The following is a 26,136-nucleotide window of genomic DNA, read 5'->3' as shown; positions in this document are numbered from 1 at the left end:
CCGCATCAATACGCGGTGTTTTTGTTTAAGCCGATAGTTACTTTACATAAGTTAAGGCTACTTAGCGCGCTGGCGATTACCACCTACCTTAGGTTTAGTGTTGGCTTTTTTAAACTGGCTAAAGCCAGTATGACGAGTAAGCGCAGGACGACCGCCCTTGTTACCTTTTCCGCCTTTGGTTTGTCTTTCATCTCGTCCTTCTTCAGGGACTAAACAGTTAGGTCCTTTACCAATAAGCTTGGCTTTGCCCATGTTACGCAGGGCTTCGCGGACCATTGGCCAACCGGCAGGATCGTGATAGCGTAAAATTGCTTTATGCAAACGACGTTGACGCGCTCCCTTAGGCACAGCAACTTGCTCAGTATTATTTTTAATATTACGAAGCGAGTTCATTTCTGTGTGGTAAATGGTGGTTGCGTTGGCCATCGGTGATGGATAAAAATTTTGTACCTGATCAAGCTTAAAATCATTCGATTTCAACCATAAAGCCATGTTTACCATGTCTTCATCTTTAGTCCCCGGGTGAGCAGAAATAAAGTATGGAATTAAATACTGCTTTTTACCCGCTTCTTTTGAGTACTTATCAAATAACGCTTTAAATTCATCATAGGCGCCCATACCTGGTTTCATCATTTTTGATAATGGGCCATCTTCTGTGTGTTCAGGTGCTATTTTTAAATATCCACCAACATGATGGGTTACTAGCTCTTTAACGTAACGAGGATCACGTACTGCAAGGTCATAACGCACGCCCGAAGCAATTAAGATCTTTTTGATCCCTTTAACCTCACGCGCCTTTTTATATAAGTCGATAGTGGGTGTGTGATCGGTATCCATATGCTTACAAATATCAGGATACACACACGACAAGCGACGGCACGTACTCTCTGCTTTTTTACTGGTACAACGCAGTTTGTACATATTTGCAGTTGGCCCACCTAAATCAGAGATAACCCCAGTAAAGCCCGGCACTTTATCTCTAATTTGTTCAATTTCTTCGATAATCGATTCTTGAGAACGGCTTTGTATTATGCGCCCCTCATGCTCGGTAATAGAACAAAACGAACAGCCGCCAAAACAGCCGCGCATAATATTTACCGACGTTTTAATCATATCGTAAGCAGGGATTTTATTATCGCCATAACTTGGATGTGGAATACGCTGGTAAGGTAAACCAAACACGTCATCCATTTCCTGAGTTTCAAGCGGATAAGCCGGCGGATTCACCCAAATAGAACGATCGCCATGACGCTGAAATAACGCCCTTGCACAACCTGGGTTGGTTTCTTGATGTAAAATACGTGATGCATGGGCATACAAAGGCTTATTAACGCTAACCTGCTCAAATGCCGGCAGTTTAACGTAAGTTTTTTCCCACGGCTTAGGACGAGCAGGCTGGATGGTAATTGGTTTTGCAGCTTCTGCTTGTAAATCGATGCCGGCTTGCTTAAATTCTGATTTAGCACAACCCACATCATCCGCCCCATAAGGATTAGGAATAGGGTCTATTTTACCAATTTTATCAATGGCTGTTGAATCACTGCCGCGCCAACCGGGTAAAGGCTCTTTACGAATAACCGCCGTGCCTCTCACATCTTGTATGGTATCCATGGTTTCACCCGCAGCGATACGGTGCGCTACTTCAACCAATGGACGTTCGGCATTACCATAAATTAAAATATCACCCTTAGCGTCAAACAATACACTACGGCGTACTTTTTCTTGCCAGTAATCATAATGAGCAATACGGCGCAGGCTAGCTTCAATGCCCCCTAACACTAATGGCACATCTTTGTAGGCTTCACGACAGCGTTGTGAATAAATGATCACTGCGCGATCTGGGCGTTTACCGCCGACATTTCCTGGTGTGTATGCGTCATCATGGCGCATTCGTTTTTCAGCGGTGTAACGATTGATCATCGAGTCCATATTACCGGCTGTAATACCAAAAAATAAGTTAGGCTTACCCAATGCCATAAACGCATCTTTAGAGTTCCAATCTGGTTGAGCAATAATGCCCACTCTAAAACCTTGCGCTTCTAGCACTCGGCCAATTACGGCCATCCCAAAACTAGGATGGTCTACATAAGCATCACCGCTAATAATAATAATATCGCAGCTATCCCAGCCAAGCGCGTCCATTTCTTCGCGTGTTGTTGGTAAAAATGGAGCTGTGCCATAACACTCAGCCCAATACTTGGGGTATGAGAATAAGGCGCGTTCAGCTTTTAATGTGCTCATAAAATTGGCCGTTCAATAACAAAAGGCGCGAATTATACCCTATCGACATCCCCGTTGATATAGCACAAAATGAAAGCGCTGATTAAAAATTGTTTACCTTTATTGCATTACTAAAACTAATAAATCATCTAAACTTATTACGGCTAATGTCTGCTTTTGGAATAATACAAGGTAGATAAAATAGATCAAAAGCAACCGCGACTTCGTTAAACTATTAAATAATTAATAATTGATAGACGCTGTAAATTAAAATAGATGAGGAATACCTATTAAACTACTTAAAAAAATAATGCAGTTTTCAATCATTTTACTCCTGGTTTTTGTTGTCGTTGGATTATTGTTACCACAAAATTATCATGTGCAAAAAAGTATAAAGATTAACGCACGCGCTCCCGTAATAAAGTCATTAGTTGAGGACTTTACCCAGTGGTATAAATGGTCACCCTGGCAACAAATAGACCCTAATATTAAGTTTAATATTGGAGAACCGAGCTCTGGCGCAGGAGCCTACCAATCTTGGGAAGGTAAATGGGGCAAAGGCGAAATGACAATATCGTCATTAAGCGATAATGAAGTTGTATTTAGTGTGTTATTTAATCAAGAGCATATTATCACTAGCAAATTGCTATTTAGCCCGCACACAAAAACCGTCACGTGGCATATAGAAGGACAAGCAACGATGCCGCTTATTTCTGGGTACGTTGCTATATTTGCTGAAAATATATTAGGTAATATAGTGACCCTAGGGCTAAATAACTTAAAAACGGTCGCTCAACTCAGTGATGCACAAGCAATAATGGAAAGCCATGACAGTCAAAACCGCACAAGCCAGGATTAAACTTGCCAATATTATTGAGTCACTGCTAGGTTACTCGGTCACAAAAGTGAGTAATACGCCTGCCATTGATGAAAAAACCTATAATCCTCAAGGTAAAGCCAAATCGCTTTATAGTATTAATAGCGAGCATTCAATTTTAGCGCGTGCTCAAAAAAGACAAGACTTACTACTGATTAAACAGCAACAAAATATTGAGACTATTTTAGCCTTAGCAATGGAGTTTTGTCCTGATGTTGCTTGCGCCAAACAGCCCGATGCTGATTGGGTAGAGCACTTTATAGCCTTATGTGAAGATACCTCAAATCAATCTATGCAAGTGTTGTGGGCAAAAATTTTTACTGGCGAAACCATTAGCCCAGGTACTTTTTCTATTAAAAGTTTACAAACACTCAAGCACATGACCCAGCGCGAAGCCGATTCATTAAGAAAGTGCGTGTCTATTTCTGGGTATAACGAAAAGGATAGCAGCCACCTAATATTCTTGGGGTATTACAAAAAACCCTCGTTATTTGATTTACTAGGTAAAGGCAATAAAGTGTCATTAAGCATAGGTAAAAGCGGCGTGAGCTTTCCAGACGTACTAACTTTAATGGATTTAAACTTGCTGTATCGTAAAGAAATAGAGTCAGCGGCATTAAAAGTAGGACAAGAGTTCACCCTATCCTTTTTATCACAAAAACTAACCTTAAAAGCAAAAAGTAACGATTTGGTGCTTAGCTATTATAAGTTTACTCAAACAGGTGATGAACTATTTAGATTAATGAACTACCCAATTAACAAGGTGTACAAACAGTTAATTGGTTCAGCATTTGAAGGGGAGTTTGAATTAGTTTGGCATTCTTTAAAATAGCAAACAGAGATGACTAATAATAAAAGCGTGTGTTAGCTTTTAAAAATAAGAGCCACACAAGGTGGCTCAAAATAAAACTTTAATTAAAAGTGAACCTGAATACCGGCAAACGGCCCCGATGCATCAATATCAGTATTAATATCATCGACATCATCAAGTTCTAAAACCATAGAGCGGTAGCCCGCTTTAACCGCAACATCAACTGCTAGGTTATCAATAAATTCCCAAGCAATACCCATTTGGTAATCTTGTACTTTACTGTCATCGATGGCTAAAAAGCTGCCTTCAGCAAAAACACTTAAACCACTAAATGGTAAACCCGCTTCAAAACGTCCATATACTAACGGCACAACACCAGAGAACTCTTCGATTTCAGTAAAGTTAGCGCCACCTTGTTGTGATGTACCTGTTACAACAAGCTCACCATCAAACTGCTTAGCATTAAGACCTAAATCAATTGAGATTAAATCGTTATCAAAAATCTCGTAGTAAAGAATATAATCAATGTGCGATAAGTCAGTCACTGAATTAACATCAGTGCCAACAATATAATCAGTACCGTTAAAACTAAATGTGTCTTCAAGCACTGTTGAGCCGTTTAATTCAAGCTCAGTGTATTTTAACTTTAAGTTTGGCACTAATGGCACTGGGTGCTCAAGCGCAGCGTAATAACTTACAAAAGTTTCATCTTCAAAGTTGAAGTTTTGCAGGGCGTTATTGTTATCAGAAAAGCTACCGTCATTATCTGCTTTCCAACCATCAACCCCTACATATAAACCCAATACAGTGTCGGCTTGTGCTACAGGGGCTAAACATGCCATTGATAAGGCTGCTGCTATACAATACTTTTTCATTTTTTATCCTTGCGCTAATAATTCGCTAAGTTCAATTAGTGCCGCATTGGCTCTAGAAATATAATTTGCCATAACAAGTGAATGGTTGGCGACATAACCAAATCCATTACCGTTTAAAATCATTGGGCTCCATACCGTTTCTTGGGTTGCTTCAAGCTCGCGAATAATTTGTTGCAAGCTGACACGGGCGTTCTTTTTATCAAGCACATCGGCAAAATCATATTCAACCGCCTGTAAAAAGTGCAGTAAAGCCCAAGTGGCCCCACGTGACTCATAAAATACATCATCAATTTCCCACCATGATGTTTTTATTTGTTGTTGTAAAGGCGTATAGGTGGCCTGTGTATTTGAAGAGTTACCGGCGAGGTCAGTGTTAACCTTATCTTGACCCACGCTTGCACTTAAACGCTGACTTAAGCTGCCTAAACGCTTTTCAGCTTCTTTTAACCAACTGCGTAGGTTATCTGCACGAGAGTAAAATTGGCTATCGCGCTCATGCTGATTGGCTATTTGAGAACGATATACCATTAAATAATCAATTCCTTTTTGGTATTCACCCTCAGCACTTGGCCATGCCCATGCTTCAGAGCTGATATTAAATTGTGGCTGAGCTTTTTTGAGCGCTTCGTGTTCAGTTGATTGCGATTGTGAGCGGCTAAAATCTTTTCGAATAGACAACGCTAAATCACGCACCATTTCCAGCGCACCATACTCCCAGGCCGGCATATTGTCCATTATTACGCTCGGTGGTAGCACATCATTTGATAAGTAACCGCCTGATTTAGTTAAAAGCGTATCAGCTACAGTGATGAGTGTTGAAGTTGTTACATAACCTGTGACTAGTTTTTCACTGCGTTGCTGCGCTTGTTGCTTAGCATTTTGCACAACATCAAAACGTGAAGGCTCTATACTCCAGTACACTGCAATGGCGTAAAACACGACAAATAACAGTACCAGTGCCGTTATTATTTTTCCTTTATGCTGTGACATTTATCCTCCTAATGATGACTATGATCTTTCGATGCTTTTACCGGCTCTGCTTGTGAGGCTAACGAAACGACTTTTGCATTGGTAAATACTCGGTTCCCGTCTTCAAAATATAGCGTGAGTTTACGTTCTTGACCTACTTTTAACGGTTCTTGTGGTTCAAACACCATTAAATGATAGCTGCCTGGCTTAAAATCGAGTTGTTGGTGAGCTTTAATAAGCAATGATTCGACTTTTTGCATTTTCATCATACCGTCAGCGTGAACGTGCTCATGAATTTCAACACGCCCTAGGCCATCAATTGTCCCTTTAGTCAACGTTGCTGGTACATTGCTGTGGTTTTTAATACTAAAGTAAGCCACACTGGCTTTGGTTGCCGGCAAAAACTCTCTTACTTGCGCATGTGTTACTTGTAGCTGCGCAACAACACTATCGTGTTCATGTCCTTCGTGCGCCATTAACGAAGACGAAAAAACACCCACCATTAATGCACTTGCTATCAAAATACATTGTTTAATCATCAGTAAAATCCTTGTTAAAACAAAAAAATATAGTTTAAATTTATCATAATTCCCCTATGTTAGGCAGCTAATTTAAGCTCAAGAGACGACTTTTTTGTTATCTGCGATTAACCAACACAGCCCTGCTACAAACAATAACGGCCAAGCAATCATCAATGATCCGAATAAAAAAGCTAAAATAGTACCAGCCAGTGCCACCATCGCCGCGCCAACTAACCCCATCGTCACTAAAGCAACAATCGCAATAACAACGATAATAGCAACTAATGCACCAATGAGCTCTATACCTGTCCAGCTAATATCTGAGATCCATAGCGGAAACTGCCACACATCAAAGTGAATAATTGAACCGCTATTAATTAAAAACAACGCAACAATAACTAGGCACACGGCGAATGTTTTCATGCTACTCTCCTTACACTGCTTTTTCTTCAAGGCAACAGTGAGCAATTAAATAACCTAGCGCCACTGCAAACGGAAAACTTAAAAATAATAAAACAGTCACTAAGCGAGTAGACCATACCGGAAAGTCTAGTCGGTAAGCTAACCCACTACAGACGCCTGATATTTTTTTGTTAAGCGTATTTTTGTACCAACGACGGTGTGTATTAAAACTATTCATAACAATCTCCTTAAGCTGTTTGTTTCTTAGCAGTATTTAAACTTGCTTTTAAACTAGCCAGTTCTGCATCAATTTTTTCATTTTTAACCAGTGACTCAATTTGCATAGCTGTATTGCTCGCAGTATCTGTGAGCTCATACGCTTCAACTTGCGACTCTACACTTTCAACGCGGCGCTCTACTTGCTCAAATCGTGATAAGGCAAAAGCCACTTTATCGCTTTGTAGTTGCGTATTTATTTTTGCCCTTGCCTCAACTACGTTTTCACGCTTTGCAAGTTGTGCTTGCTTTGCTTTTGCCTGCGTCATTTTTTGCTGTAAGCGCTCGCAGTCTTCAGTGATTTTTACAATTGATTGCTGCAATGTTTCAAGCTGCGTTTGCAAGCACCCTATGCTTTGTTCAACTGTGTGTTTTTCGGCTAATGCTGATTTAGCTAAATCGTCACGTTTTTTTGTCACAGCATGCTCAGCTTTTAATTGCCAATTTGCGATCGCTTGCTGTTTGTTACTTATTTGACGTTTAATGCTCTTTTCTTCACATAAAAGTGCAGCTGCCGTACTACGACACTCATTAAGCGCTTCTTGCATTTCAGTAAGCATTAAATTGAGTAACTTTTCTGAGTCTTCTGCTTTATCAAGCATAGCTACAATATTTGCTTGAATGACGTCGTTTACGCGGTTAAATATGCCCATGTTATTCTCCTGATGATTTTTATTTATACATCAACAGGATTCCAAGAGTTATGCCAACAACTTAAAATGGTTTTATTTTCATTAAATATCATGTGGTTAAGTTATTTTAAGTAGGTAAATTAATGACTCGCCACTGAATGAAATTAAGTCGAATTGGCTAATAAATTAAACTTTTGACCAAAATTTGGGATCAAAAAAAGCCACCTGAGGTGGCTTTTTTCTATACAGAGGATCTGTTATTCGGGTACGTAACTTAGTGCTTTATCCATAACACTTAGATCAGCTTGCTTGCCATGGCCATTTTCAGATAAATGGCGTCTAAAACCACGCGCACCGGGTTGTCCCTGAAAAATACCCAACATATGGCGAGCAACATGCCAAAAGTTAGCGCCTAAACGCATCTCTTCTTCAATGTAATCATACATAGAGCGCACAACATCATGACGTGACTGAGTATTAGCAGCGTCACCATATATTTTTTCATCCACTTCATTTAGCATAAATGGATTACTGTAAGCCTCTCGCCCAACCATCACCCCATCTATGTACTGTAAATGCTCAAGACTTTGCTCAATGGTTTTAACACCGCCATTAATACTTAAATCAAGTTGTGGATAATCTTTTTTAAGCTGGTAAACACGGGGGTAGTTAAGCTCAGGAACTTCGCGATTTTCTTTTGGACTCAACCCCTTTAGCCATGCCTTACGGGCATGAATAATAAAATCATCACAGCCTACTTTATGCGATGCTTCAATAAGCGCACATAAAAATTCATAGGAATCTTGCTCATCAATACCAATGCGCGTTTTTACCGTAACAGGAATACTGACTTCACTTTTCATTGCAGCAACACACTCTGCCACAAGCTCGGGCTCTGCCATTAAACAGGCACCAAAACGCCCATTTTGCACACGATCTGATGGGCAACCTACGTTAAGGTTTATTTCATCATAACCGCGCTCACCTGCAAGCTTGGCACACTGTGCTAGCGCTTGCGGATCTGAGCCCCCCAGCTGCAGCGCTACTGGGCCTTCATGTTGATTAAAGTGCAAATAGTCACCACGGCCAAACAAAATAGCACCTGTGGTGATCATTTCAGTGTAGAGCACGGTGTGCTTTGTCATTTTACGATGAAACGTACGACAATGGCGATCAGTCCAATCGAGCATGGGGGCCACGCTAAAGCGTCGATTTAAAGTACGTTTATCCAAAATGTAGTCCTCAAAAATTTATAATTTAAGCACAGCTTAAAAGGCGCTGCATTTTACACAAAAGCCCCATGCGCAGCAATATTAAGCAAACACCTGCAAGCCAAAGTATTGTGCGATACCATTTAAAATATTCGTTACTGCGACTGAGCTTAAAATTAACCCCATAATTCGGCTAATAATACTTGCCCCACTATCACCTATTATTTTATGTACATGCGTAGCAAGTAATAACAAAATAAGTACCACCACTAAAACGGCCAGCATCATTGATGAGGTAATCATTTGTTCAACCCAAGTATATTCTTCATTACGCGTCATTAATACCGCACCTAACATAGCGCCTGGGCTTGCAATTGAGGGTATAGCCAGCGGAAAAATAGCGGTTTCAGTGCTATCGCGAACACTTTTAATTTCAGCTTCGGGTTTACTTTCACCAAACGTCATGGAGAGTGCAAAAATTAATAAGATCAATCCACCGGCTATTTGAAATGCCGATAGTGGAATCTCAATCACATTGAGTAATTGCTCACCGGCAACCACAAAAAATAACAGTACTAAAGCAGATACACCCACTGCTTTAAAAATTACTTTACGCTTAAACTTGTCGTCATCACCCCGAGTTACGGCGATAAAAACCGGAATTGTGCCGATTGGATCGATAACTGCAAAAAAGAAAATAAATATGGCTAATAGTTCATGCATTAATGAATACCTTTTCACAAAAGCGGTTAATAAAACGCTGCAACTACAATACAGTATGTTAGTATATCACGGCAAAGTAAGGATGAGAGAAGATGAATATAGAATCACTCGTAAGTAAAGCAAAACAAGTATGCGACAACCGTGGTGCGCGATTCACACCTATTCGCGAAAAGGTATTTCGTTTATTAGCAAGCGCTCAAGGTGGTGTGGGTGCATACGATTTGCTAGAGCAATTAAAAGTCACTGAAACAGGCGCAAAACCTGCGACAATTTATCGTGCTTTAGACTTTTTAGCAGAACTCGGTTTTATTCATAAAATTGAAAGCACTAATGCATTCATGTTGTGTCATCACTTTGATCATATTCATCCTGTTCAATTACTAATTTGCGATACATGTGGGTTTGTTAAAGAGCTGCATTCAACAGTAATTTCACATGAGCTCAATAACTTAGCAGCCGAAAGTGGCTTTGTAGTTTCTGGGCAAACCATAGAAGCACACGGTAAATGTGACGCTTGTCGAGCATAGCTGAGCGACTATAGCTATACTTTACGTATACCCTCTATCAGTACCAATTTAAGGATATATAATATGAATGTAGAGTTCATTAATCCCTTTTTATCTTCTTTGATGAATGTATTGAGCACCATGGCTCAAACTCAGTTAAAACCAGGTAAACCTCGCATTAAAACCGATGAAGTAGCCTGTGGTGATGTATCGGGATTAATTGGTATGGTTGGCCCCCAAACTCGCGGTTCATTTTCAATAACCTTCGACGAAAGTTTAGCGCTGACTATAATGGAACGTATGTTAGGTGAGCGACCTGACAGCGTAAATGAAGAAGTCACTGACATGGTCGGCGAAATAACCAATATGGTCACCGGTGGTGCTAAAAACCTATTAGGTGAAAAAGGCTATGACTTTGCCATGGCAACCCCCATTGTTGTGTCTGGTAAAAACCATACTATTACGCATAAAAGTGACGGCAAAAAAATTATTATGCCATTTACCAGTGATGCAGGTAATGCAAACATTGAAGTGAGCTTCGATAAGCTATGAGCTGGTCGCAAACCACGATTACATTAAAGCCTCGCTCGCGGGGCTTTCACTTAATTGATAACGACATACTGACTAAACTCCCACAGCTGAGCCAACTAAAAATAGGTTTATTACACTTATTTATTCAACACACCTCTGCCAGCTTAACCATTAATGAAAATGCTGATCCGACCGTGCGTATGGATATGGAAAGCCACTTCAATCAGTTTGTACCTGAGCGCCAGCCTTATTATCGTCATGACTATGAGGGCGATGATGATATGCCTGCTCATATCAAAACCAGCACTTTAGGTTGCGAGTTAACGATACCTATTAATGATGGTCAATTAGCGCTGGGGACTTGGCAAGGAATATACTTAGGCGAACATCGCGACCATGGCGGGGCTAGGCGTATTATTGCCACTTTGCAAGGCGAAACGTTTTAGAGCTAGGTTTTAGGTTTTACAACACAGATCGTTCGCATCCATTGAGCACTTCAAATCTAATAAAAATTATATAAATTAAATTTATAATGATTCACATGTGGATTATTGTTTGCTATTTGAAAATGAATATCTGGAAAGTAAATAAGATTGGAGCGGTACACGAGGCTCGAACTCGTGACCTCGACCTTGGCAAGGTCGCGCTCTACCAACTGAGCTAGTACCGCATTATATGAAGATTCTAGGTCCTAGGTTCTGTCAAAATTAAACCTTGTTCCTTTCGCCTTTCATCTTGAATCTTTATTTCTACTACAATTTCTTTTGGTGAGAAATTGGAGCGGCACACGAGGCTCGAACTCGTGACCTCGACCTTGGCAAGGTCGCGCTCTACCAACTGAGCTAGTGCCGCATTCAAAATAGTCAGTAATTCGTCCGTTAGTGCGCGACGGGTCGCGTCCTACATTCTGGCAACTGAGCTAGTGCCGCATTCAAAATAGTCAGTAATTTGTCCGTTGGTGCGCGACAGGTCGCGTCCTACATTCTGGCAACTGAGCTAGTGCCGCATTATATCAATTTTAACTTTTCATCTTGAACTACAATTTCTTTGGTGAGAAATTGGAGCGGCACACGAGGCTCGAACTCGTGACCTCGACCTTGGCAAGGTCGCGCTCTACCAACTGAGCTAGTGCCGCATTCAAAATAGTCAGTAATTCGTCCATTGGTGCGCGACAGGGCGCGTTCAACATTCTGGCAACTGAGCTAGTGCCGCATTCAAAAGTCAAAGCTCAAACACACTAACCCCGCGGGGGTTATCGTCTTGAGCGGGGCAGGATTCTACAATAATTAGGGTGCTTTGCAAGTATTTTTTATAAATTAAAAAACTTTTCTCGGTAAACCTTTAATTCCATAATCGAATCTTTAATGTCGTCTAACGCTAAATGTGACCCTTTTTTATTCACTTGAGCCAATACATCTGGTTTCCAACGACGAGCAAGTTCTTTAATGGTACTTACATCTAAATTACGGTAATGAAAAAAGTCTTCAAGCTCACGCATATACTTATTCATAAAACGACGGTCTTGGCCAATCGAGTTACCACACATAGGTGAAGCACCCGCTGGCACCCATTGCTTTAAAAACGCGAGGGTTTGATCAACGGCATAAGCTTCATCGAAAGTACTTGCCTTACAACGCGCTGTAAGCCCTGATTTGCCATGCTGAGTTGTACACCACTCATCCATACCATCAAGTAGTTCATCACTTTGATGAATGGCAATGGTTGGGCCTTCGGCTAATATATTCAGATCAGCGTCAGTGACAACAGTTGCAATTTCAAGTATTTTGTCAGTCTCTGGTTCAAGTCCGGTCATTTCCAGATCGAGCCAAATTAAATTTGATTTATTAATAGTCATAATTACCTTAAACGGTGCTTTTCTTTAGATCCAACGCATTTCGATATATCATATTAGCATCAACCGTCGAGCTAAAGCTTTTTTTGGCAAACTCGGCATTTAACTCAGGTTATAGGCCTCAAGTGGCAAAACAGAAAAAATTAAGTAAAGGCCAATCCCGTAGGATCAAGGCCAATCATCAAAAGCGCTTATCGAATGCCGATACAAAACCGGCAAAAGTCGGCGCGCAAGAATGGCAAACAGATAATTTAGGTCAAGTGGAAAATGCGATTGTTATTAGCCGCTTTGGACAACATGCCGATGTAGAAACACAAAACGGTGATGTATTACGTTGTAATATTCGTCGTACCGTATCGAACTTGGTTTGCGGCGATGAAGTATTGTTTCGCCGTGCAAAAGTAAGTGAAGGTGATTTAGCGGGTGTTATTGAAGCAACTCAAGAGCGCCGTTCACAACTCACGCGCCCCGATTTTTATGATGGGGTTAAAGTGATTGCCGCTAACATTGATCAAATTTTAATGGTTTCAGCGGTACTGCCAGAGTTTACCCCGAGCATTATTGACCGCTATTTAATTGCCTGTGAAGACATGGGTATCGAACCCATTTTAGTACTGAATAAAATTGATTTAATTGATGAAGCTGGTTTAAACGAAATACAACAAATCCTCGACATTTACCGTAAGCTTAATTATCAGGTGCTGCTAGTTAGTAATATAACTGGCGAAGGCATTAATGAGTTAAAAGAAGTACTTGCGGGCAAAAATAATATTTTTGTTGGTCAAAGTGGCGTGGGTAAATCTACCTTAGTTAACACTGTACTGCCGGATGCTGAAATTTTGACTAAAGAAGTATCTGAAAACAGCGGGCTTGGCCAGCACACCACCACGGTATCGCGCCTTCATCATTTACCGAGTGGGGGTAATTTAATTGACTCACCGGGAATTCGTGAATTTGGCCTATGGCATTTAGATGTTGAACGCGTCACTTGGTGCTTTAAAGAATTTAGAGAATTTATAGGCGGATGCCGGTTTAGAGATTGTAAACATTTAAACGATCCGGGCTGTATAATTAAACAAGCGGTAGCCGATGGCGATATTTCAAAATTACGCTTTGAAAGCTACCACCGTATTTTAGAAACCATGGCCGATGGCCGTGCAGGCGCTCGTGCGCCCCGCGTATAATAAGGGAATAACCTGTGAGTTTAGATAAATTTAAAATCGCCATGCAGTATGCCATGCCAAAACACTTTATTTCTCGTGTGGTAGGTAAACTTGCTGCAGCAAAAGCCGGTGCGTTAACAACCACATTAATTAAATTATTTATTAAACAATATAAAATAGATATGAGCGAAGCTAAATATTCAGATCCGGCTCATTACAAAAGCTTTAATGAATTTTTTACCCGTCCGTTAAAAGACGGTGTGCGTCCTATGGTTGAAGATGACGATATTATTATTCATCCAGTAGACGGCGCAATTAGCCAACTAGGCGACATTGTTGATGGTCAACTTATTCAAGCTAAAGGCCACGATTACAGCTTACAAGCATTGTTAGGTGGATCACAAGACGACACAACCCCGTTTTTAGGCGGTAAATTTGCAACTATTTACTTAGCCCCAAAAGATTACCACCGTATTCATATGCCAATTGATGGCACGCTAAGCAAAATGATTTATGTACCGGGCGATTTATTTTCAGTAAACCCACTTACCGCTCAAAACGTACCAAATTTATTTGCCCGTAACGAGCGTGTAGTGGCTATTTTTGAAACTGAAATTGGCCCGCTAGCTATGGTTTTAGTAGGCGCAACCATTGTTGCCAGCATAGAAACTATTTGGGCTGGCACAGTGACTCCACCAGCTGGCAGTGATGTGTTTAGCTGGAACTACCCAACTAAAGGCGAAAACGCGATCACCCTTAAGAAAGGGGAAGAAATGGGTCGCTTTAAATTAGGCTCAACGGTTGTGCTCGCATGGGGTGCGAACAAAGCAGAAATATTAGACGATCAACTCCCAGAGGTAGTTACTCGTTTAGGCACTGCCTTTGCAAAAATTGATGATTAATAGGTAGTGTCAGTTCGAGCTTAAAAAAACACCGCGTTTATTTTCAATAACCGCGGTGTTTTTTTCTTGTAGACGGAGAGCTTACTCACGTTAAAAGCCAAGCTTTTCATTACTCATACCCGCCACACTCTTTACACGCTAAATCCTTAGTCATCTTAAAATGCTGTTGCTTTAAGCTTAATGCGTCAAGCGTTATAAACACATTCCCCTTAAAATGACCTAACAACATATTGAGGGTTAATTGTGCCTGCATTGACCCAACAATCCCAAGTAAAGGGCTAATTACCCCGGCATTACTACAATTTATAACCGGTGCATCGCTACTTTGAGGGAAAACACAGCCGTAACATGGGCTGTCACTTTGCCTAAAATCAAACCCCATTAATTGCCCTTGAGTTGCCAGCGCAGCCCCTGTAATTAAGCTAGTGTTATTAGCAATGCAATAGCGATTAACCGCATAACGGGTACTAAAGTTATCAGAGCAATCAAGCACTATGTCGGCGTTTTTTAAGAGCAACGCACTGTTGGTATCATCCAGCTTTTGAGTGTGGGTTATTATATTTATTTGATTGTTAAGGCTCACAAGCACTTTTCCAGCCGCGCGAACTTTGTTTTGCCCCAAATGATTTACTTTATAGAGCACTTGGCGCTGCAAGTTAGACAGTTCAACTACATCGTCATCAATTAAAATAAGCGACCCAATGCCAGCTGCCGCTAAATACAGCAGCGCAGGACTACCTAAGCCACCTGCGCCAACTACGGCAACCGTTGAGCGTTTCAGCGTTAACTGCCCTTCAAGCCCCACTTCATCAAGTAATATATGGCGGCTATAACGCAAGGTTTCTTTGTCGCTGAGCTGCTGCGTTTGCATGTTAGCAGGCATTCTCATTTATCACCGATTTTAAGGTATTGATTGCCTCTACATAATCATCAGCCTCGGTAATAGCACGTACCACGGCTACACTGCCCACGCCCGTTTTAGCAACCTCTTGCGCCCTATTTAAATCAATTCCGCCAATAGCCACTGTAGGATAGCTTTGCATTAATGGCACAAACCGAGTTAGCTTTTCAAGCCCTTGTATCTGGCCAGTCATGTCTTTGGTCGTCGTTGGGTAAATAGCACCAAACGCCATGTAGCTTGGGCGATAATTATGCGCGCGTAGCATTTCATAAAACCCATGGGTAGAGAGACCAAGTCGCAGGCCTGCTTCTTTTATAGCAACTAAGTTTGCACTCTCTAAGTCTTCTTGTCCTAAATGCACCCCATAGGCGCCATGTTTGATGGCAAGTTGCCAGTAATCATTTATAAATACCTGCGCATTATACTGCTCACCCAAAGTGACCGCTTTGGCAATCAGTTCATCTAGCTCATTCTGCGTTTTATTTTTAACACGAAGCTGAGCTGTTTTAATTCCTTGCTGTAAGCACTTTTCTAGCCATTCAATGCTATCAACCACACCATAGAGGCCAAGCTTTTTACTTTCACAGGCTGCAAAATCAGCAGCCATATTAAAATCAAGCGGCACATCAAAATCCAACTCATCACCTAACCAGCTACCCGGTTCAATCACCTGAGGGTAATGTGCTAAATCGGTAGGAAACTGCGTTTGTGCGACTGGCCCTATGCCCTCGCCATAGCGAACTGATTGCTTTAAACCTTGGTTTATATAGGCTTTAGCTAAAATAAACGCATCTTTTAACGGATAGTCTTTTGCAAGACACGCAGCAATTACTGACGCCATACTGCACCCTGTACCATGGCTATGAGGAACTTGAATTTTTTCATTACCTAGCCAATAGTCTTCAGCGTTTTGTGTGCAGTAATCAATGCAATACCCGCTTGGGTAATCCCAATGTCCGCCTTTAATCACCACCGCTTTTGCGCCCCACGCCATCAGCTTACTCGCCGCTTCTTTAATCGCTGCAGGGCCAATTAAATACACACCCGTTAATAACTGTGTTTCGTGGGTATTTGGGGTAATTACATCTACCAGCGGTAGTAAACATTCTTTTATCGCGCTTACGGTGTCTTCTTCTGTTAGTAAGTCACCGCTTGAGGCAATAGCAACAGGGTCATACACAATAACCGGCGGCGTTGGCCATTTGGTTTTGTAGTGGCTTATGTGCTCACTAATTAACTGAATTTGCTGCACATTGGCAAGCATGCCAATTTTTATCACTTTGGCTTTCATGTCTTTTTCAAGTGCAAGCAACTGAGATTCAATAATATCGGTAGACACTGCATTAATAGCCTCTACACCTAAGCTATTTTGAGCGGTAAGCGCGGTGATTGCTGTACAAGCATGTACACCAAAACTTTGCATTGCCTTAATATCGGCTTGAATACCCGCGCCGCCGCCAGAATCAGAGCCAGCAATTGTCCACACTACGTTTGTCATATTTTTATTTCCTTACTGCTGATGCCAAAATGGCATACCCATTGTTGGGGTTGAGGGGGTTGCAACGTCTTTTTCGGGCATTGCTTTGGCATTGTATGCAAAGCGCCCTGCCTCTACCGCAGCTTTAAATGCACGGCTCATAGTCACTGGGCAACCCGCCCCTGCAATGGCTGAATTTAATAATACCGCATCATACCCTAATTCAAGTGCTTGGCAGGCATGCGATGGTAAACCTAACCCGGCATCAACAATTAATGTTGTATTAGGCAGGCGTTCTCTAATGGTTTTTAAATTATAACTATTTAACAATCCTTTACCGGTGCCAATAGGCGCGCCCCACGGCATTAGCACCTCACAGCCTAATCCATTCAAGCGCTGACACAGCACTAAATCATCAGTGCAATAAGGCAGTACTTTAAACCCATCATCAATCAATATTTTTGTGGCTTCAAGTAATGCAAAGGGATCGGGCTGTAAATTATAGTCATCGCCTATTAATTCAAGTTTTATCCAATCGGTAGCAAATACTTCTCGGCACATTTTAGCTAGGTTAATAGCCTCTTTGACGCTGTGGCATCCGGCAGTATTAGGCAGTATTTTTAAACCGGTGTTTTTAATTAATTGCCAAAAATCATTCCCTGCCGCCGCGTTTTGTTGTCGTCTAAGTGACACGGTGACTATCTCAGCACCTGAGGCTTTAATCGATTGCGTCATGATATCTGGTGACGGATATAACGCAGATCCAATTAACAAGCGACTATTGATTGGTTCACCATAAATTGTTAAACAGTCTTTGCTTTGCATAGCACTATCCACCTTGGATAGGTGACAATAACTCAATACTGTCACCTTCATTTATAACAACGTGGCTATGGCGACTCTGAGGAATAAACTCTCCATTTACAGCCACGGCATAAGGCGCCATCGCACCCACGTTTTTTACTATTTCCAGCAGCGCATGGCTAGTCACATTTAAAGGCTCACCATTAATTGTAATGTTCATTTAATACTCACTCTATTTGCGATAATGCTTGTGCCACAAGCGCGGGTGCCAACATATAGCCGTGGCGATATAAGCCATTGATACTGATAACCTTGCTCGTTTTTTTTACCTGTGGGCGATTATCGCTAAACGCTGGGCGTAAGCCTGTTTGAATATTTAATAATCGCGCTTCGGCAAAGCCACTATGAACAGTGTAGGCCGCTGATAATAGTTCAAGGGTTGAGCGCACAGTTGCAGGACCTGTATCTTGCGATTCGATCTCCGTTGCCCCTATGACATATTCATGATTAGGTTTAGGTGCAATATAAATAGGGTAACGCGGATGCATTAAACGCACAGGCCGCGTTAAGTTAACCTCAGGGGCGTATAACCTTGCCACTTCCCCGCGCACGCCTCGAAGTGGCTGATCTTGTTTGGCTCCAAGCCCTCTGCAATCAATAATGTAATCAAACTCTCGATTATTCACTTTATTATCAAAGATGCTGGCGCGTTGATTAAACACAAACTTTACTTTGCGCTTATTTAGCAACCTAAAGCTGGCTTTATAAAAGGCTTGGTTATCTATTTGCGCTTCACCGGATAAAAATAGCCCTTGATTAAAACGCCCTGTAAGCTCAGGTTCTAAATCCGCTATTTGCTGCGTATTAACCGCTTTGGCACTAAAATTTAGTAACGGCTTTATTCGCTGTGCAAAACTTTGTAAGTCGCCTTTATCCTGCGGGTGAGCAACCACTAAGGTGCCCTGCTGTTGAAAGAACACCTCACTGTTTAACTCATCTAAAATAGCAGGCCAGCGAGCAATAGAATCTACTCCCAATAGTGCTAAATCATGTTCACACATAACCGACTCAGCTAGTGGTGCCAGCATAGCCGCCGCCACTTTACCCGCACTATTTTGAGTATGCTCGTCATCAGCTTCAAATACAGTAATACGGTGCTGCTTACTTAACTCAAGCGCCGCCAACCGCCCCGCTAAACCAAAGCCCACCACAGCAATGTCATAAAACATAAACACTCCTACATTTAGCTGCGAGCTGCGGGTCTCTGGCTTCGAGCAACAAGATGTTAAGATAAACATTTCGCTACTCGATGCTCGCAACTCGCAACCTATTTTATATTGCTTTATGGTAAATCTCTGAGCCTGTTTGTTTAAACTCTTCAGATTTAGCTTTCATCTCGGCCTCTACATCAACCATTTTGATTTCAATGGCATCACCCACGTTATTAGGATCAATACCGCGCGCTTCTAGATCTTTGGCGTAGTCACGTACTTCTTGGGTTATTTTCATCGAACAAAATTTAGGACCACACATGGAGCAAAAGTGGGCTACTTTTCCTGATTCTTGCGGCAGTGTTTCATCATGGTATTCACGAGCGCGAACAGGGTCTAAACCAATGTTGAATTGGTCGTGCCACCTAAATTCAAAGCGTGCTTTTGATAAAGCATTGTCTCGCTCTTGTGCACCGGGGTGACCTTTGGCTAAATCGGCGGCATGAGCAGCAATTTTATAGGTGATAAGGCCTTCTTTAACGTCTTCTTTATTTGGCAAACCTAAATGTTCTTTCGGTGTTACATAACACAGCATGGCACAGCCATACCAAGCTATTTGCGCAGCCCCAATCCCTGAGGTTATATGGTCATACCCTGGTGCAATATCTGTGGTGAGTGGGCCTAAGGTATAAAAGGGCGCTTCGTCACAATGTTTAAGTTGCTCTTCCATATTGGCTTTGATCATATGCATAGGCACATGCCCAGGGCCTTCTATGAACACTTGTACATCATGCTTCCAAGCTATTTTAGTCAGTTCGCCTAAGGTACGAAGCTCACTAAATTGCGCTTCATCGTTAGCATCAGCAATAGAGCCTGGGCGAAGGCCATCGCCTAATGAAAAACACACATCGTATTGTTTTAAAATTTCACAAATATCTTCAAAATGCGTGTATAAAAAGTTTTCTTTGTGATGAGCTAGGCACCATTTAGCCATAATAGAGCCACCGCGCGATACAATGCCTGTTACGCGTTTTGCTGTCATAGGCACATAGCGCAGCAGTACACCAGCATGAATAGTAAAGTAATCAACACCTTGCTCGGCTTGCTCAATCAGCGTGTCACGAAATATTTCCCACGTTAAGTCTTCAGCTACGCCATTTACTTTTTCAAGGGCCTGATAAATGGGTACAGTACCAATAGGGACTGGCGAATTACGCACTAGCCATTCGCGGGTTTCGTGAATGTAGCGCCCAGTTGATAAATCCATTACGGTGTCGGCACCCCAACGGGTTGACCACACCATTTTTTCAACTTCTTCCTCAATGGATGAACCCACTGATGAATTACCTATATTGGCGTTAACTTTAACTAAAAAGTTGCGACCAACAATCATAGGTTCGGTTTCTGGATGATTAATATTGTTAGGTAAAATAGCGCGACCACGCGCTATTTCAGCACGCACAAATTCAGGAGTAATAAACTCAGGAATACTCGCGCCAAACGATTCCCCTTTATGTTGTGCCGCGAGAAGCTCTTCACGTATTTGCGCACGCCCCATGTTTTCACGTATCGCTACATATTCCATTTCTGGGGTAACTATCCCTTGGCGGGCATAGTGCATTTGCGTTACGTTTTTACCCGCTTTTGCACGGCGAATTTTTGGTAAATGCTCAAAGCGAATATGATCAAGCCCATCGTCAGCCATACGCTGCTGCGCAAACTGTGAGGTAACTGACTCAAGTACTTCAGTATCACCACGGCTTTCAATCCACTGCTCACGGTATTTATCAAGCCCTTTACGTACATCTAATTCAAAATTAGGATCGGTATACGGGCCAGATGTATCGTAAACACGCAGCGGCTCATTTGACTCATACACAGGGTTTTCATCTGTGCCACCTATGAATGTATCGCTTAATGTTATTTCGCGCATACCCACACGCACGCCTTGCTGGGTTCCTTCAACATACACTTTATGAGAGCTTGGAAATGGTTGACCCGTTAGGTTATAAATATAGTCAGATGCAGCAGCACGAGTTTCTCGGCGCGACGATTTGTTTGTAGTGTTTGACATGACTTACCTCATTGCTTAAGGGTTGTCTTGCCAGATATTCCAATGGAATAGAGAAAGATCGTAAAGTAGCTTTATGCCACTTTGCAGCCTAAATTGACGGGTTTGATTTTGTTGTACGCATAAAAAAAGACGCACAAGCGTCCCGTTTAGGCAGCTTGTTCCCTACGCAGGTATTAACCTGATCAGGTTCACGGATCCCGCTTTCGCGATCTCAGCCTAAATAAAACTTAGGCACTCCGACAAGTAGTTAAATTGTTCGTTGATTTGATAATGTTTTAATCAAATCTGCTATGAGTGTACGCCAGTTGAAAATTCCCTGCAAGGGGCTGTTTTTCAAAATGTGTAAAATTTACTTAGGGATAAACACAAATTTTTGCTCGCCTTGCATCACCAATTTTTGGTCTTGCAGGTTAAGCTCGGCACCTTGCTTAAGCGCTTGTAAAAACTGCTGTTCAAACTCATCCAGTTCAGGGCCGCATGATTTGCGTGTCATACCTAATTTACTTACGCTCAAGCTGCTATCTTCAAGCGAACCTTCACCAAAAAACTTATTGCATCCGGCAAAGCCATTTATTTGTAGCGCTTCTATAAAGCTCATTGATGCTTTAAAAGATGCGGGAATAGCCAAACCATCAACCTTTGATAATTGCCATTGTGTATATTTTAGCTGCTCAGTGGTAACTGTCCCTGTTGATGCGCAACCAACACATAAACCGATTACAAGCATCGGTATTGCTGCTAATTTCATGTTACTACTAACTTATTGTCTAATTAATGTAATAGTATCAATATTTGTCAGGTTTATCCGTTAAAAATGCATGTTTTAAATGTAAATTTTTGTTCTAAGCTAGTTTAAAAGCAGTGCTATTTGGAATTAAGCAATTGCTTGGAATAAGTTATCTATCTGTGGTGGTAAAAATGGACGACCTTTCTCGTTAACCGACGTACCTATTACTAAGGCATTGAGCATCACTTTTTCGTCTAATTTGCGAACTACCGTTTGTTTAAACGCAAATTTAAGGCGACTAATGCGTACTGGCTCTACTGCTACATAAAATTCATCCGCGGGCTTTAAAGACTGCTTGTAATCCATTTCACTGCGAAGTACCACTAAGTTAATTTTATCTTTGGCAAGTTGTGCAAAATCAACACCCTGTGCGTATAAAAACTCATGACGAGCGTGCTCCAGATAATTAAAATAAACACTATTATTTACAATACCTTGTAGGTCACACTCGTAGTCACGCACTTTAAAGTCTACTTTAAAGGTCATATTAGTAATCCAAATTATTTAACGTATAATTGCCGCGTTTATAGCACAAGTGTTGAAATAATTGCTACCATACAAGTCCCTAAAATGGAGTTAAGTAACCTAATGAATTTACGTTTGTCTTTAATTACAGCCACGTTATTACCACTATTCGGTGCCCCAATCTACGCCAATGCAGATGACACCGACCTAGAGAAAATCATTGTTACTGGTGACTTTCAAAAAGAAAGCATTCAAACGTTAAGTGCCAGCGCAAGTTTATTTTCTGAAGATGAAGTAAATCTCAGAGGGGCTACTTATTTAGATGAAATGCTAGCAAGCGCTGCAAATGTGAATTTTGCTTCAGGCGCCTCGCGCGGACGTTATATTCAAATTAGAGGGGTGGGACTTCGTTCACAATTCGTCGACCCAATTAACCCATCTGTCGGTTTAGTGATTGACGGTATAAATTATTCTGGCCTTGGTGGCAGCTCATTATTATTTGATATTGACCAAGTAGAAATTTACCGTGGTCCACAAGGTACACGTTTTGGCGCCGATGGCATGGCGGGTATGATTCAAATGCAATCAGCTAATGCAACCAGCGATCCTAGTTTAAAATTACATTTAGGTGCTGGCACTTATAACAGCCATGAAGCAGGCGTTGCTGCTAGCACAGGTTTAACCGATGATACCAGTGCACGCGTTAGCTACTTTCGCAGAAAATCTGACGGTTACGTAAACAACCTCTATTTAAATGATGAAACGCAAAACCAAGATGAACAAGTTGCCCGCTTTAAATTAAATAGCCAACTCACAGCTCATTTAAATTCAGAGCTAAACCTGCACTATATCGATATCAATAACGGTTATGATGCATTTACCCTTGATAATTCTCGCAACAGTCTTGCTGATCAACCGGGCGAAGATAACCAACAAAGCTATGCTGTTGGCCTTAATAATACTTACACCGGTTTTGACGCCTTTGATGTCAGCTTAAACCTTTCAGCCATTGATACTGAGCTTTTTTATAGTTTTGATGAAGACTGGGTATGTAACGATACAAGTAAGCCGCAATTATGTGCTGCCGGTCTGCACCCAGATGGTTATAGCTCAACAGATATTTATAGCCGCGATCGTGATGATCAAGCGCTCGATCTGCAGTTTAATGGCAAAACAGGTAATTGGGTGGCGGGTATTTACTATCAAAACCGCGATGTTGACCTTGAGCGTCAATATACATGGTTAGCCAATCCATTTGCCTCAACCTATGAAACCAATAACATGGCAGCTTATGGCCAATTAGCCACAGCAATAGGCCCAAAAACTACGCTTATTACCGGTTTACGTGTTGAGCAATATCAAGGTGATTACACAGATAGTAACGGTTTTATTGAAGAAACTGACGATATTATGCTCGGTGGCAAGGTTGCACTTGAATACCAAGTTATTGACCGCACCATGATTTATACCAGTATCACGCGCGGTTACAAAGCCGGTGGGATTAATTCAGAAGCGCTAGCAAAAGCAAAAGATGAAGGGTTAAGTTTGGATGCTGATTTTTTCAAACAGCATACTAGCTTTGATCCAGAGTACTTATGGAGTGGTGAGTTTGGTGTTAAAGGCAGCTCATTGGATGATAAGTTTACCCTGCGCTTAGCGGCGTTTTATATGCACCGCGATAATATTCAATTAAAGTCGTGGCAAGTATCAGAACAACAATTTACCGGTTATGTCGCCAATGCCAGCTCTGGCAGTAACTATGGCCTTGAAATTGAAGGCAGCTATCAACTAACACCAAACTTATTTATTACCGGAAGTGCCGGATACTTAGACACTAAAATTAATGACTTTGTTACTAAATCTGGTTTAAATCAAGACGGTCGTGAGCAAGCACAAGCGCCTAAATATCAATATGCATTTAGTGCACGCTACAATGTTACTGATGAGTTATATGCTATGTTAGGTGTTGAAGGTAAAGATGATTATTACTTCTCCGATAGCCATAATGCACAAGCTCCAAACACAAACTTAGTGAATGTAAGCCTTGGTTACGAAGCCGATATGTGGGCTGTACGCGCATGGGCACGTAATGTGTTTGATGAAACCGTTCCAACTCGCGGTTTTGAATTTGGCAACAACCCGTTAGATGGTTACGCAACCCAAACTTACACACAATTAGGCGAGCCTCGCGTAGCCGGTGTTACGTTTACGCTTAATTTGTAATACTGCGACCAGTTGTCAGTTCGAGAATAAAAAACACCGCGTTTAATGCAAACGCGGTGTTTTTTTATCTGATAGCTGACCGCTTTAAGCTATTAGCTGCTTTAAGCTCTTGCCACATCAAACGCAATCACCTCTTTTATTTTTTGCTTATTGGTTGCTAGCATCACTAATCTATCAATTCCCAATGCAACCCCCGCACATTGCTCTAAACCATGCTCTAATGCGGCAATTAAACGCGTATCCATAGGTACTTGTTTTAAGCCACTAGCAGCGCGGTAGGCGTTATCTTGGTTAAACCTTTTTGCTTGCTCTTTGGCATTGGTGAGTTCATTAAAGCCGTTGGCTAACTCCATATTTTTATAATAAAGCTCAAAGCGCCCTGCAACTCGCTGATCGTGCTCACAGATTTGTGCAAGTGCCGCTTGCGATGCGGGAAAGTGATACACAAAACAGGGGATGTCTTGACCAATAGTCGGCTCTACTTTCATACAAAATAATAATTGCAGTAAGGTATCTTTATGAGTCTCGTTTTTAGCAATATCAGCAAAGCCATGTTCGCATGCGAGTTGTTGTAGCTGCGTGATAGAGGCAGTTAATGGATCAAGCCCTAGCGTGCGTTCAAATGCGTGTTGGTAGGTAATCCGCTCTGCAGGCGCAACCTCAAGAATAAGCTGCATCAACTCATCTATTTCATCCATTAAAGCAAATTCGTCAAACCCAGGACGATACCATTCGAGCATTGTAAATTCAGGGTTGTGATGACTGCCCGCTTCTTCATTTCTAAATGCCTTACAAAGCTGGAAAATAGCGCCTGAGCCGGCCGCTAACAAGCGTTTCATCGCAAACTCTGGAGATGTTTGCAAAAACAGGGAAAGCCCACCAGCATGACCTGGGCCCACAAATGTAGTATCAAAGCTGGCTAAATGCACATCGGTTACACTGGCAGCACTTAAACTTGGTGTTTCGACTTCCATTACATTACGAGCATAAAAGAATTCACGAATGCTGCGCATAATCGCTGCTCGTTGCTTGAGTGTATCTATGCTGGCACTCGGCGCCCAAAGATCTGCTGACATATTTTCTCCAAAAAAAAATCCCAGCTTAAGCCGGGATTTAATTAATAAGGCGTGTTACAGCTTACTTAACACGGCTTACGTATTCACCATTGCGAGTGTCTACTTTAATTACTTCGCCAATTTGTACGAATAATGGAACACGTACTACAGCACCTGTGCTAAGCGTTGCTGGTTTACCACCCGTGCCTGCTGTATCACCTTTAAGGCCAGGGTCGGTTTCAGTGATCTCAAGCTCAACAAAGTTTGGTGGAGTTACAGCAATTGGGCTGCCGTTCCATAATGTAATAGTACATACATCGTTTTCAACTAACCATTTGCCAGCATCGCCCAGTGCTTTTTCATCAGCAGCGATTTGTTCAAATGTTTCGTTGTTCATGAAATGCCAAAATTCACCGTCTGTGTATAGATACGCTAAATCGGTATCCATTACATCAGCACCTTCAACCGATTCACCCGATTTAAAGGTTTTTTCAAGTACCTTGCCAGAGATAAGCTTACGGATACGAACACGGTTAAACGCTTGGCCTTTACCCGGTTTTACCATTTCATTTTCTAAGATACTGCAAGGTTCGCCGTCCATCATAATTTTTAGGCCGCCCTTGAACTCGTTGGTGCTATAATTCGCCATCGTTTCCTCTATTTATATT

Annotated in this window: 28 protein-coding genes, 3 tRNA genes and 1 riboswitch; of the genes, 8 read left to right on the top strand and 23 right to left on the bottom strand. The window is 41.7% G+C overall.

What is annotated here, in order from left to right; translation table 11 throughout:
- Positions 1–57: 57 nt before the first annotated feature.
- Entirely contained in the window at positions 58–2,241 is a 2,184-nt protein-coding gene (locus AAGD16_RS01945) for a YgiQ family radical SAM protein (RefSeq protein WP_013463977.1), read from the bottom strand.
- Between the two features lie 289 nt (positions 2,242–2,530).
- On the opposite strand from AAGD16_RS01945, the gene AAGD16_RS01940 reads away from it, so the two are divergent.
- Positions 2,531–3,079, top strand: a complete 549-nt coding sequence (locus AAGD16_RS01940; protein ID WP_028834533.1) for an SRPBCC family protein — start codon at positions 2,531–2,533, stop codon at positions 3,077–3,079.
- Positions 3,048–3,929, top strand: coding sequence for a TIGR03899 family protein (locus AAGD16_RS01935; protein ID WP_013463975.1), 882 nt, complete (start codon positions 3,048–3,050; stop codon positions 3,927–3,929). The genes AAGD16_RS01940 and AAGD16_RS01935 overlap by 32 nt, the downstream gene beginning before the upstream one ends.
- A gap of 83 nt (positions 3,930–4,012) precedes the next feature.
- Here AAGD16_RS01935 and AAGD16_RS01930 read toward each other — a convergent pair whose 3' ends face one another.
- From AAGD16_RS01930 to AAGD16_RS01895, 8 genes are all read right to left on the bottom strand, one after another.
- Positions 4,013–4,783, bottom strand: coding sequence for a TIGR04219 family outer membrane beta-barrel protein (locus AAGD16_RS01930; protein WP_013463974.1), 771 nt, complete (start codon positions 4,781–4,783; stop codon positions 4,013–4,015).
- Between the two features lie 3 nt (positions 4,784–4,786).
- Positions 4,787–5,773 carry a DUF2333 family protein gene (locus AAGD16_RS01925; RefSeq protein ID WP_377113291.1) on the bottom strand — a complete coding sequence of 329 codons (987 nt, stop codon included), beginning with the start codon at positions 5,771–5,773 and terminating at the stop codon, positions 4,787–4,789.
- Positions 5,774–5,781: 8 nt separating this feature from the next.
- The gene (locus tag AAGD16_RS01920) at positions 5,782–6,291 is read right to left on the bottom strand and encodes a copper chaperone PCu(A)C (protein WP_377113288.1); all 510 of its coding nucleotides are present in this window, start codon (positions 6,289–6,291) and stop codon (positions 5,782–5,784) included.
- Between the two features lie 78 nt (positions 6,292–6,369).
- Positions 6,370–6,696: a hypothetical protein gene (locus AAGD16_RS01915; protein WP_016900286.1), complete on the bottom strand. Its 327-nt coding sequence runs from the start codon at positions 6,694–6,696 to the stop codon at positions 6,370–6,372.
- A 10-nt stretch (positions 6,697–6,706) separates the two neighbouring features.
- The gene (locus AAGD16_RS01910; RefSeq protein ID WP_013463970.1) at positions 6,707–6,913 is read right to left on the bottom strand and encodes a PspC domain-containing protein; all 207 of its coding nucleotides are present in this window, start codon (positions 6,911–6,913) and stop codon (positions 6,707–6,709) included.
- 10 nt (positions 6,914–6,923) lie between these two features.
- Entirely contained in the window at positions 6,924–7,604 is a 681-nt protein-coding gene (locus AAGD16_RS01905) for a PspA/IM30 family protein (RefSeq protein WP_377113284.1), read from the bottom strand.
- A gap of 236 nt (positions 7,605–7,840) precedes the next feature.
- Positions 7,841–8,773, bottom strand: a complete 933-nt coding sequence (gene dusA / locus AAGD16_RS01900; RefSeq protein ID WP_036955956.1) for a tRNA dihydrouridine(20/20a) synthase DusA — start codon at positions 8,771–8,773, stop codon at positions 7,841–7,843.
- Between the two features lie 123 nt (positions 8,774–8,896).
- Positions 8,897–9,517, bottom strand: coding sequence for a MarC family protein (locus AAGD16_RS01895; protein ID WP_008115498.1), 621 nt, complete (start codon positions 9,515–9,517; stop codon positions 8,897–8,899).
- Positions 9,518–9,609: 92 nt separating this feature from the next.
- Here AAGD16_RS01895 and AAGD16_RS01890 point away from each other — a divergent pair, with 92 nt between their 5' ends.
- The 3 genes from AAGD16_RS01890 (at position 9,610) to AAGD16_RS01880 (ending at position 11,000) form a co-directional block, all read left to right on the top strand.
- Positions 9,610–10,044 (top strand): transcriptional repressor, encoded by a 435-nt coding sequence (locus AAGD16_RS01890; protein ID WP_013463967.1) that lies wholly within the window; start codon positions 9,610–9,612, stop codon positions 10,042–10,044.
- 63 nt (positions 10,045–10,107) lie between these two features.
- Positions 10,108–10,575 carry a chemotaxis protein CheX gene (locus tag AAGD16_RS01885; RefSeq protein ID WP_013463966.1) on the top strand — a complete coding sequence of 156 codons (468 nt, stop codon included), beginning with the start codon at positions 10,108–10,110 and terminating at the stop codon, positions 10,573–10,575.
- Positions 10,572–11,000: a secondary thiamine-phosphate synthase enzyme YjbQ gene (locus tag AAGD16_RS01880; RefSeq protein ID WP_024601659.1), complete on the top strand. Its 429-nt coding sequence runs from the start codon at positions 10,572–10,574 to the stop codon at positions 10,998–11,000. Before AAGD16_RS01885 ends, AAGD16_RS01880 begins: the two co-directional genes overlap by 4 nt.
- Before the next feature lie 148 nt (positions 11,001–11,148).
- Here the strand turns inward: AAGD16_RS01880 and AAGD16_RS01875 are convergent.
- From AAGD16_RS01875 to orn, 4 genes are all read right to left on the bottom strand, one after another.
- Positions 11,149–11,224 (bottom strand) — tRNA-Gly (locus AAGD16_RS01875).
- 106 nt (positions 11,225–11,330) lie between these two features.
- Positions 11,331–11,406, bottom strand: a tRNA-Gly gene (locus tag AAGD16_RS01870).
- Positions 11,407–11,613: 207 nt separating this feature from the next.
- Positions 11,614–11,689, bottom strand: a tRNA-Gly gene (locus AAGD16_RS01865).
- A gap of 174 nt (positions 11,690–11,863) precedes the next feature.
- Entirely contained in the window at positions 11,864–12,409 is a 546-nt protein-coding gene (orn, locus tag AAGD16_RS01860) for an oligoribonuclease (RefSeq protein ID WP_028834530.1), read from the bottom strand.
- Positions 12,410–12,531: 122 nt separating this feature from the next.
- On the opposite strand from orn, the gene rsgA reads away from it, so the two are divergent.
- Together rsgA and asd are read left to right on the top strand one after the other, a co-directional pair.
- Positions 12,532–13,590 (top strand): small ribosomal subunit biogenesis GTPase RsgA, encoded by a 1,059-nt coding sequence (gene rsgA, locus AAGD16_RS01855; RefSeq protein WP_013463964.1) that lies wholly within the window; start codon positions 12,532–12,534, stop codon positions 13,588–13,590.
- Between the two features lie 14 nt (positions 13,591–13,604).
- On the top strand, positions 13,605–14,471 hold the full coding sequence (gene asd, locus AAGD16_RS01850) for an archaetidylserine decarboxylase (protein WP_016900290.1): 867 nt from the start codon (positions 13,605–13,607) through the stop codon (positions 14,469–14,471).
- 109 nt (positions 14,472–14,580) lie between these two features.
- On the opposite strand, the gene AAGD16_RS01845 is transcribed toward asd, so the two are convergent.
- The 8 genes from AAGD16_RS01845 to AAGD16_RS01810 all read right to left on the bottom strand — a co-directional run bounded on the left by AAGD16_RS01845 (position 14,581) and on the right by AAGD16_RS01810 (position 22,211).
- Positions 14,581–15,360, bottom strand: coding sequence for a HesA/MoeB/ThiF family protein (locus tag AAGD16_RS01845; RefSeq protein ID WP_377113277.1), 780 nt, complete (start codon positions 15,358–15,360; stop codon positions 14,581–14,583).
- On the bottom strand, positions 15,344–16,870 hold the full coding sequence (thiE, locus tag AAGD16_RS01840) for a thiamine phosphate synthase (protein ID WP_215521913.1): 1,527 nt from the start codon (positions 16,868–16,870) through the stop codon (positions 15,344–15,346). Before thiE ends, AAGD16_RS01845 begins: the two co-directional genes overlap by 17 nt.
- A gap of 12 nt (positions 16,871–16,882) precedes the next feature.
- Positions 16,883–17,674, bottom strand: a complete 792-nt coding sequence (locus AAGD16_RS01835; protein ID WP_013463960.1) for a thiazole synthase — start codon at positions 17,672–17,674, stop codon at positions 16,883–16,885.
- Positions 17,675–17,678: 4 nt separating this feature from the next.
- The gene (gene thiS / locus AAGD16_RS01830) at positions 17,679–17,873 is read right to left on the bottom strand and encodes a sulfur carrier protein ThiS (RefSeq protein ID WP_013463959.1); all 195 of its coding nucleotides are present in this window, start codon (positions 17,871–17,873) and stop codon (positions 17,679–17,681) included.
- Positions 17,874–17,880: 7 nt separating this feature from the next.
- On the bottom strand, positions 17,881–18,882 hold the full coding sequence (locus tag AAGD16_RS01825; RefSeq protein ID WP_013463958.1) for an FAD-dependent oxidoreductase: 1,002 nt from the start codon (positions 18,880–18,882) through the stop codon (positions 17,881–17,883).
- Positions 18,883–18,985: 103 nt separating this feature from the next.
- Entirely contained in the window at positions 18,986–20,938 is a 1,953-nt protein-coding gene (gene thiC / locus AAGD16_RS01820; RefSeq protein ID WP_013463957.1) for a phosphomethylpyrimidine synthase ThiC, read from the bottom strand.
- 142 nt (positions 20,939–21,080) lie between these two features.
- Positions 21,081–21,187: riboswitch (TPP riboswitch) on the bottom strand.
- 100 nt (positions 21,188–21,287) lie between these two features.
- Complete coding sequence (locus AAGD16_RS01815; protein WP_013463956.1) at positions 21,288–21,686, bottom strand: META domain-containing protein; 399 nt, start codon at positions 21,684–21,686, stop codon at positions 21,288–21,290.
- Positions 21,687–21,812: 126 nt separating this feature from the next.
- Positions 21,813–22,211, bottom strand: coding sequence for a thioesterase family protein (locus AAGD16_RS01810; RefSeq protein WP_008465083.1), 399 nt, complete (start codon positions 22,209–22,211; stop codon positions 21,813–21,815).
- A 102-nt stretch (positions 22,212–22,313) separates the two neighbouring features.
- Here AAGD16_RS01810 and AAGD16_RS01805 point away from each other — a divergent pair, with 102 nt between their 5' ends.
- A complete protein-coding gene (locus tag AAGD16_RS01805; RefSeq protein ID WP_290191421.1) occupies positions 22,314–24,413 on the top strand; it encodes a TonB-dependent receptor in 2,100 nt (699 codons plus the stop codon).
- Positions 24,414–24,514: 101 nt separating this feature from the next.
- Here AAGD16_RS01805 and epmA read toward each other — a convergent pair whose 3' ends face one another.
- Entirely contained in the window at positions 24,515–25,489 is a 975-nt protein-coding gene (gene epmA / locus AAGD16_RS01800; protein WP_215521910.1) for an elongation factor P--(R)-beta-lysine ligase, read from the bottom strand.
- Positions 25,490–25,550: 61 nt separating this feature from the next.
- Positions 25,551–26,117 carry an elongation factor P gene (efp, locus tag AAGD16_RS01795; RefSeq protein ID WP_010390517.1) on the bottom strand — a complete coding sequence of 189 codons (567 nt, stop codon included), beginning with the start codon at positions 26,115–26,117 and terminating at the stop codon, positions 25,551–25,553.
- Positions 26,118–26,136: the final 19 nt, after the last annotated feature.

Source organism: Pseudoalteromonas sp. M58, from assembly GCF_042604605.1.
Classification (GTDB): Bacteria; Pseudomonadota; Gammaproteobacteria; order Enterobacterales; family Alteromonadaceae; genus Pseudoalteromonas; species Pseudoalteromonas tetraodonis.
This window is presented reverse-complemented; position numbering and strand designations above follow the sequence as displayed.

Bases quoted from the DNA above. Each gene is read 5' to 3' on its own strand.
- AAGD16_RS01945 (WP_013463977.1), bottom strand. From the start codon at position 2,241: ATGAGCACATTAAAAGCTGAACGCGCCTTATTCTCATACCCCAAGTAT.
- AAGD16_RS01940 (WP_028834533.1), top strand. From the start codon at position 2,531: ATGCAGTTTTCAATCATTTTACTCCTGGTTTTTGTTGTCGTTGGATTA.
- AAGD16_RS01935 (WP_013463975.1), top strand. From the start codon at position 3,048: ATGACAGTCAAAACCGCACAAGCCAGGATTAAACTTGCCAATATTATT.
- AAGD16_RS01930 (WP_013463974.1), bottom strand. From the start codon at position 4,783: ATGAAAAAGTATTGTATAGCAGCAGCCTTATCAATGGCATGTTTAGCC.
- AAGD16_RS01925 (WP_377113291.1), bottom strand. From the start codon at position 5,773: ATGTCACAGCATAAAGGAAAAATAATAACGGCACTGGTACTGTTATTT.
- AAGD16_RS01920 (WP_377113288.1), bottom strand. From the start codon at position 6,291: ATGATTAAACAATGTATTTTGATAGCAAGTGCATTAATGGTGGGTGTT.
- AAGD16_RS01915 (WP_016900286.1), bottom strand. From the start codon at position 6,696: ATGAAAACATTCGCCGTGTGCCTAGTTATTGTTGCGTTGTTTTTAATT.
- AAGD16_RS01910 (WP_013463970.1), bottom strand. From the start codon at position 6,913: ATGAATAGTTTTAATACACACCGTCGTTGGTACAAAAATACGCTTAAC.
- AAGD16_RS01905 (WP_377113284.1), bottom strand. From the start codon at position 7,604: ATGGGCATATTTAACCGCGTAAACGACGTCATTCAAGCAAATATTGTA.
- dusA (WP_036955956.1), bottom strand. From the start codon at position 8,773: ATGCTCGATTGGACTGATCGCCATTGTCGTACGTTTCATCGTAAAATG.
- AAGD16_RS01895 (WP_008115498.1), bottom strand. From the start codon at position 9,517: ATGCATGAACTATTAGCCATATTTATTTTCTTTTTTGCAGTTATCGAT.
- AAGD16_RS01890 (WP_013463967.1), top strand. From the start codon at position 9,610: ATGAATATAGAATCACTCGTAAGTAAAGCAAAACAAGTATGCGACAAC.
- AAGD16_RS01885 (WP_013463966.1), top strand. From the start codon at position 10,108: ATGAATGTAGAGTTCATTAATCCCTTTTTATCTTCTTTGATGAATGTA.
- AAGD16_RS01880 (WP_024601659.1), top strand. From the start codon at position 10,572: ATGAGCTGGTCGCAAACCACGATTACATTAAAGCCTCGCTCGCGGGGC.
- orn (WP_028834530.1), bottom strand. From the start codon at position 12,409: ATGACTATTAATAAATCAAATTTAATTTGGCTCGATCTGGAAATGACC.
- AAGD16_RS01845 (WP_377113277.1), bottom strand. From the start codon at position 15,360: ATGAGAATGCCTGCTAACATGCAAACGCAGCAGCTCAGCGACAAAGAA.
- thiE (WP_215521913.1), bottom strand. From the start codon at position 16,870: ATGACAAACGTAGTGTGGACAATTGCTGGCTCTGATTCTGGCGGCGGC.
- AAGD16_RS01835 (WP_013463960.1), bottom strand. From the start codon at position 17,674: ATGCAAAGCAAAGACTGTTTAACAATTTATGGTGAACCAATCAATAGT.
- thiS (WP_013463959.1), bottom strand. From the start codon at position 17,873: ATGAACATTACAATTAATGGTGAGCCTTTAAATGTGACTAGCCATGCG.
- AAGD16_RS01825 (WP_013463958.1), bottom strand. From the start codon at position 18,882: ATGTTTTATGACATTGCTGTGGTGGGCTTTGGTTTAGCGGGGCGGTTG.
- thiC (WP_013463957.1), bottom strand. From the start codon at position 20,938: ATGTCAAACACTACAAACAAATCGTCGCGCCGAGAAACTCGTGCTGCT.
- AAGD16_RS01815 (WP_013463956.1), bottom strand. From the start codon at position 21,686: ATGAAATTAGCAGCAATACCGATGCTTGTAATCGGTTTATGTGTTGGT.
- AAGD16_RS01810 (WP_008465083.1), bottom strand. From the start codon at position 22,211: ATGACCTTTAAAGTAGACTTTAAAGTGCGTGACTACGAGTGTGACCTA.
- AAGD16_RS01805 (WP_290191421.1), top strand. From the start codon at position 22,314: ATGAATTTACGTTTGTCTTTAATTACAGCCACGTTATTACCACTATTC.
- epmA (WP_215521910.1), bottom strand. From the start codon at position 25,489: ATGTCAGCAGATCTTTGGGCGCCGAGTGCCAGCATAGATACACTCAAG.
- efp (WP_010390517.1), bottom strand. From the start codon at position 26,117: ATGGCGAATTATAGCACCAACGAGTTCAAGGGCGGCCTAAAAATTATG.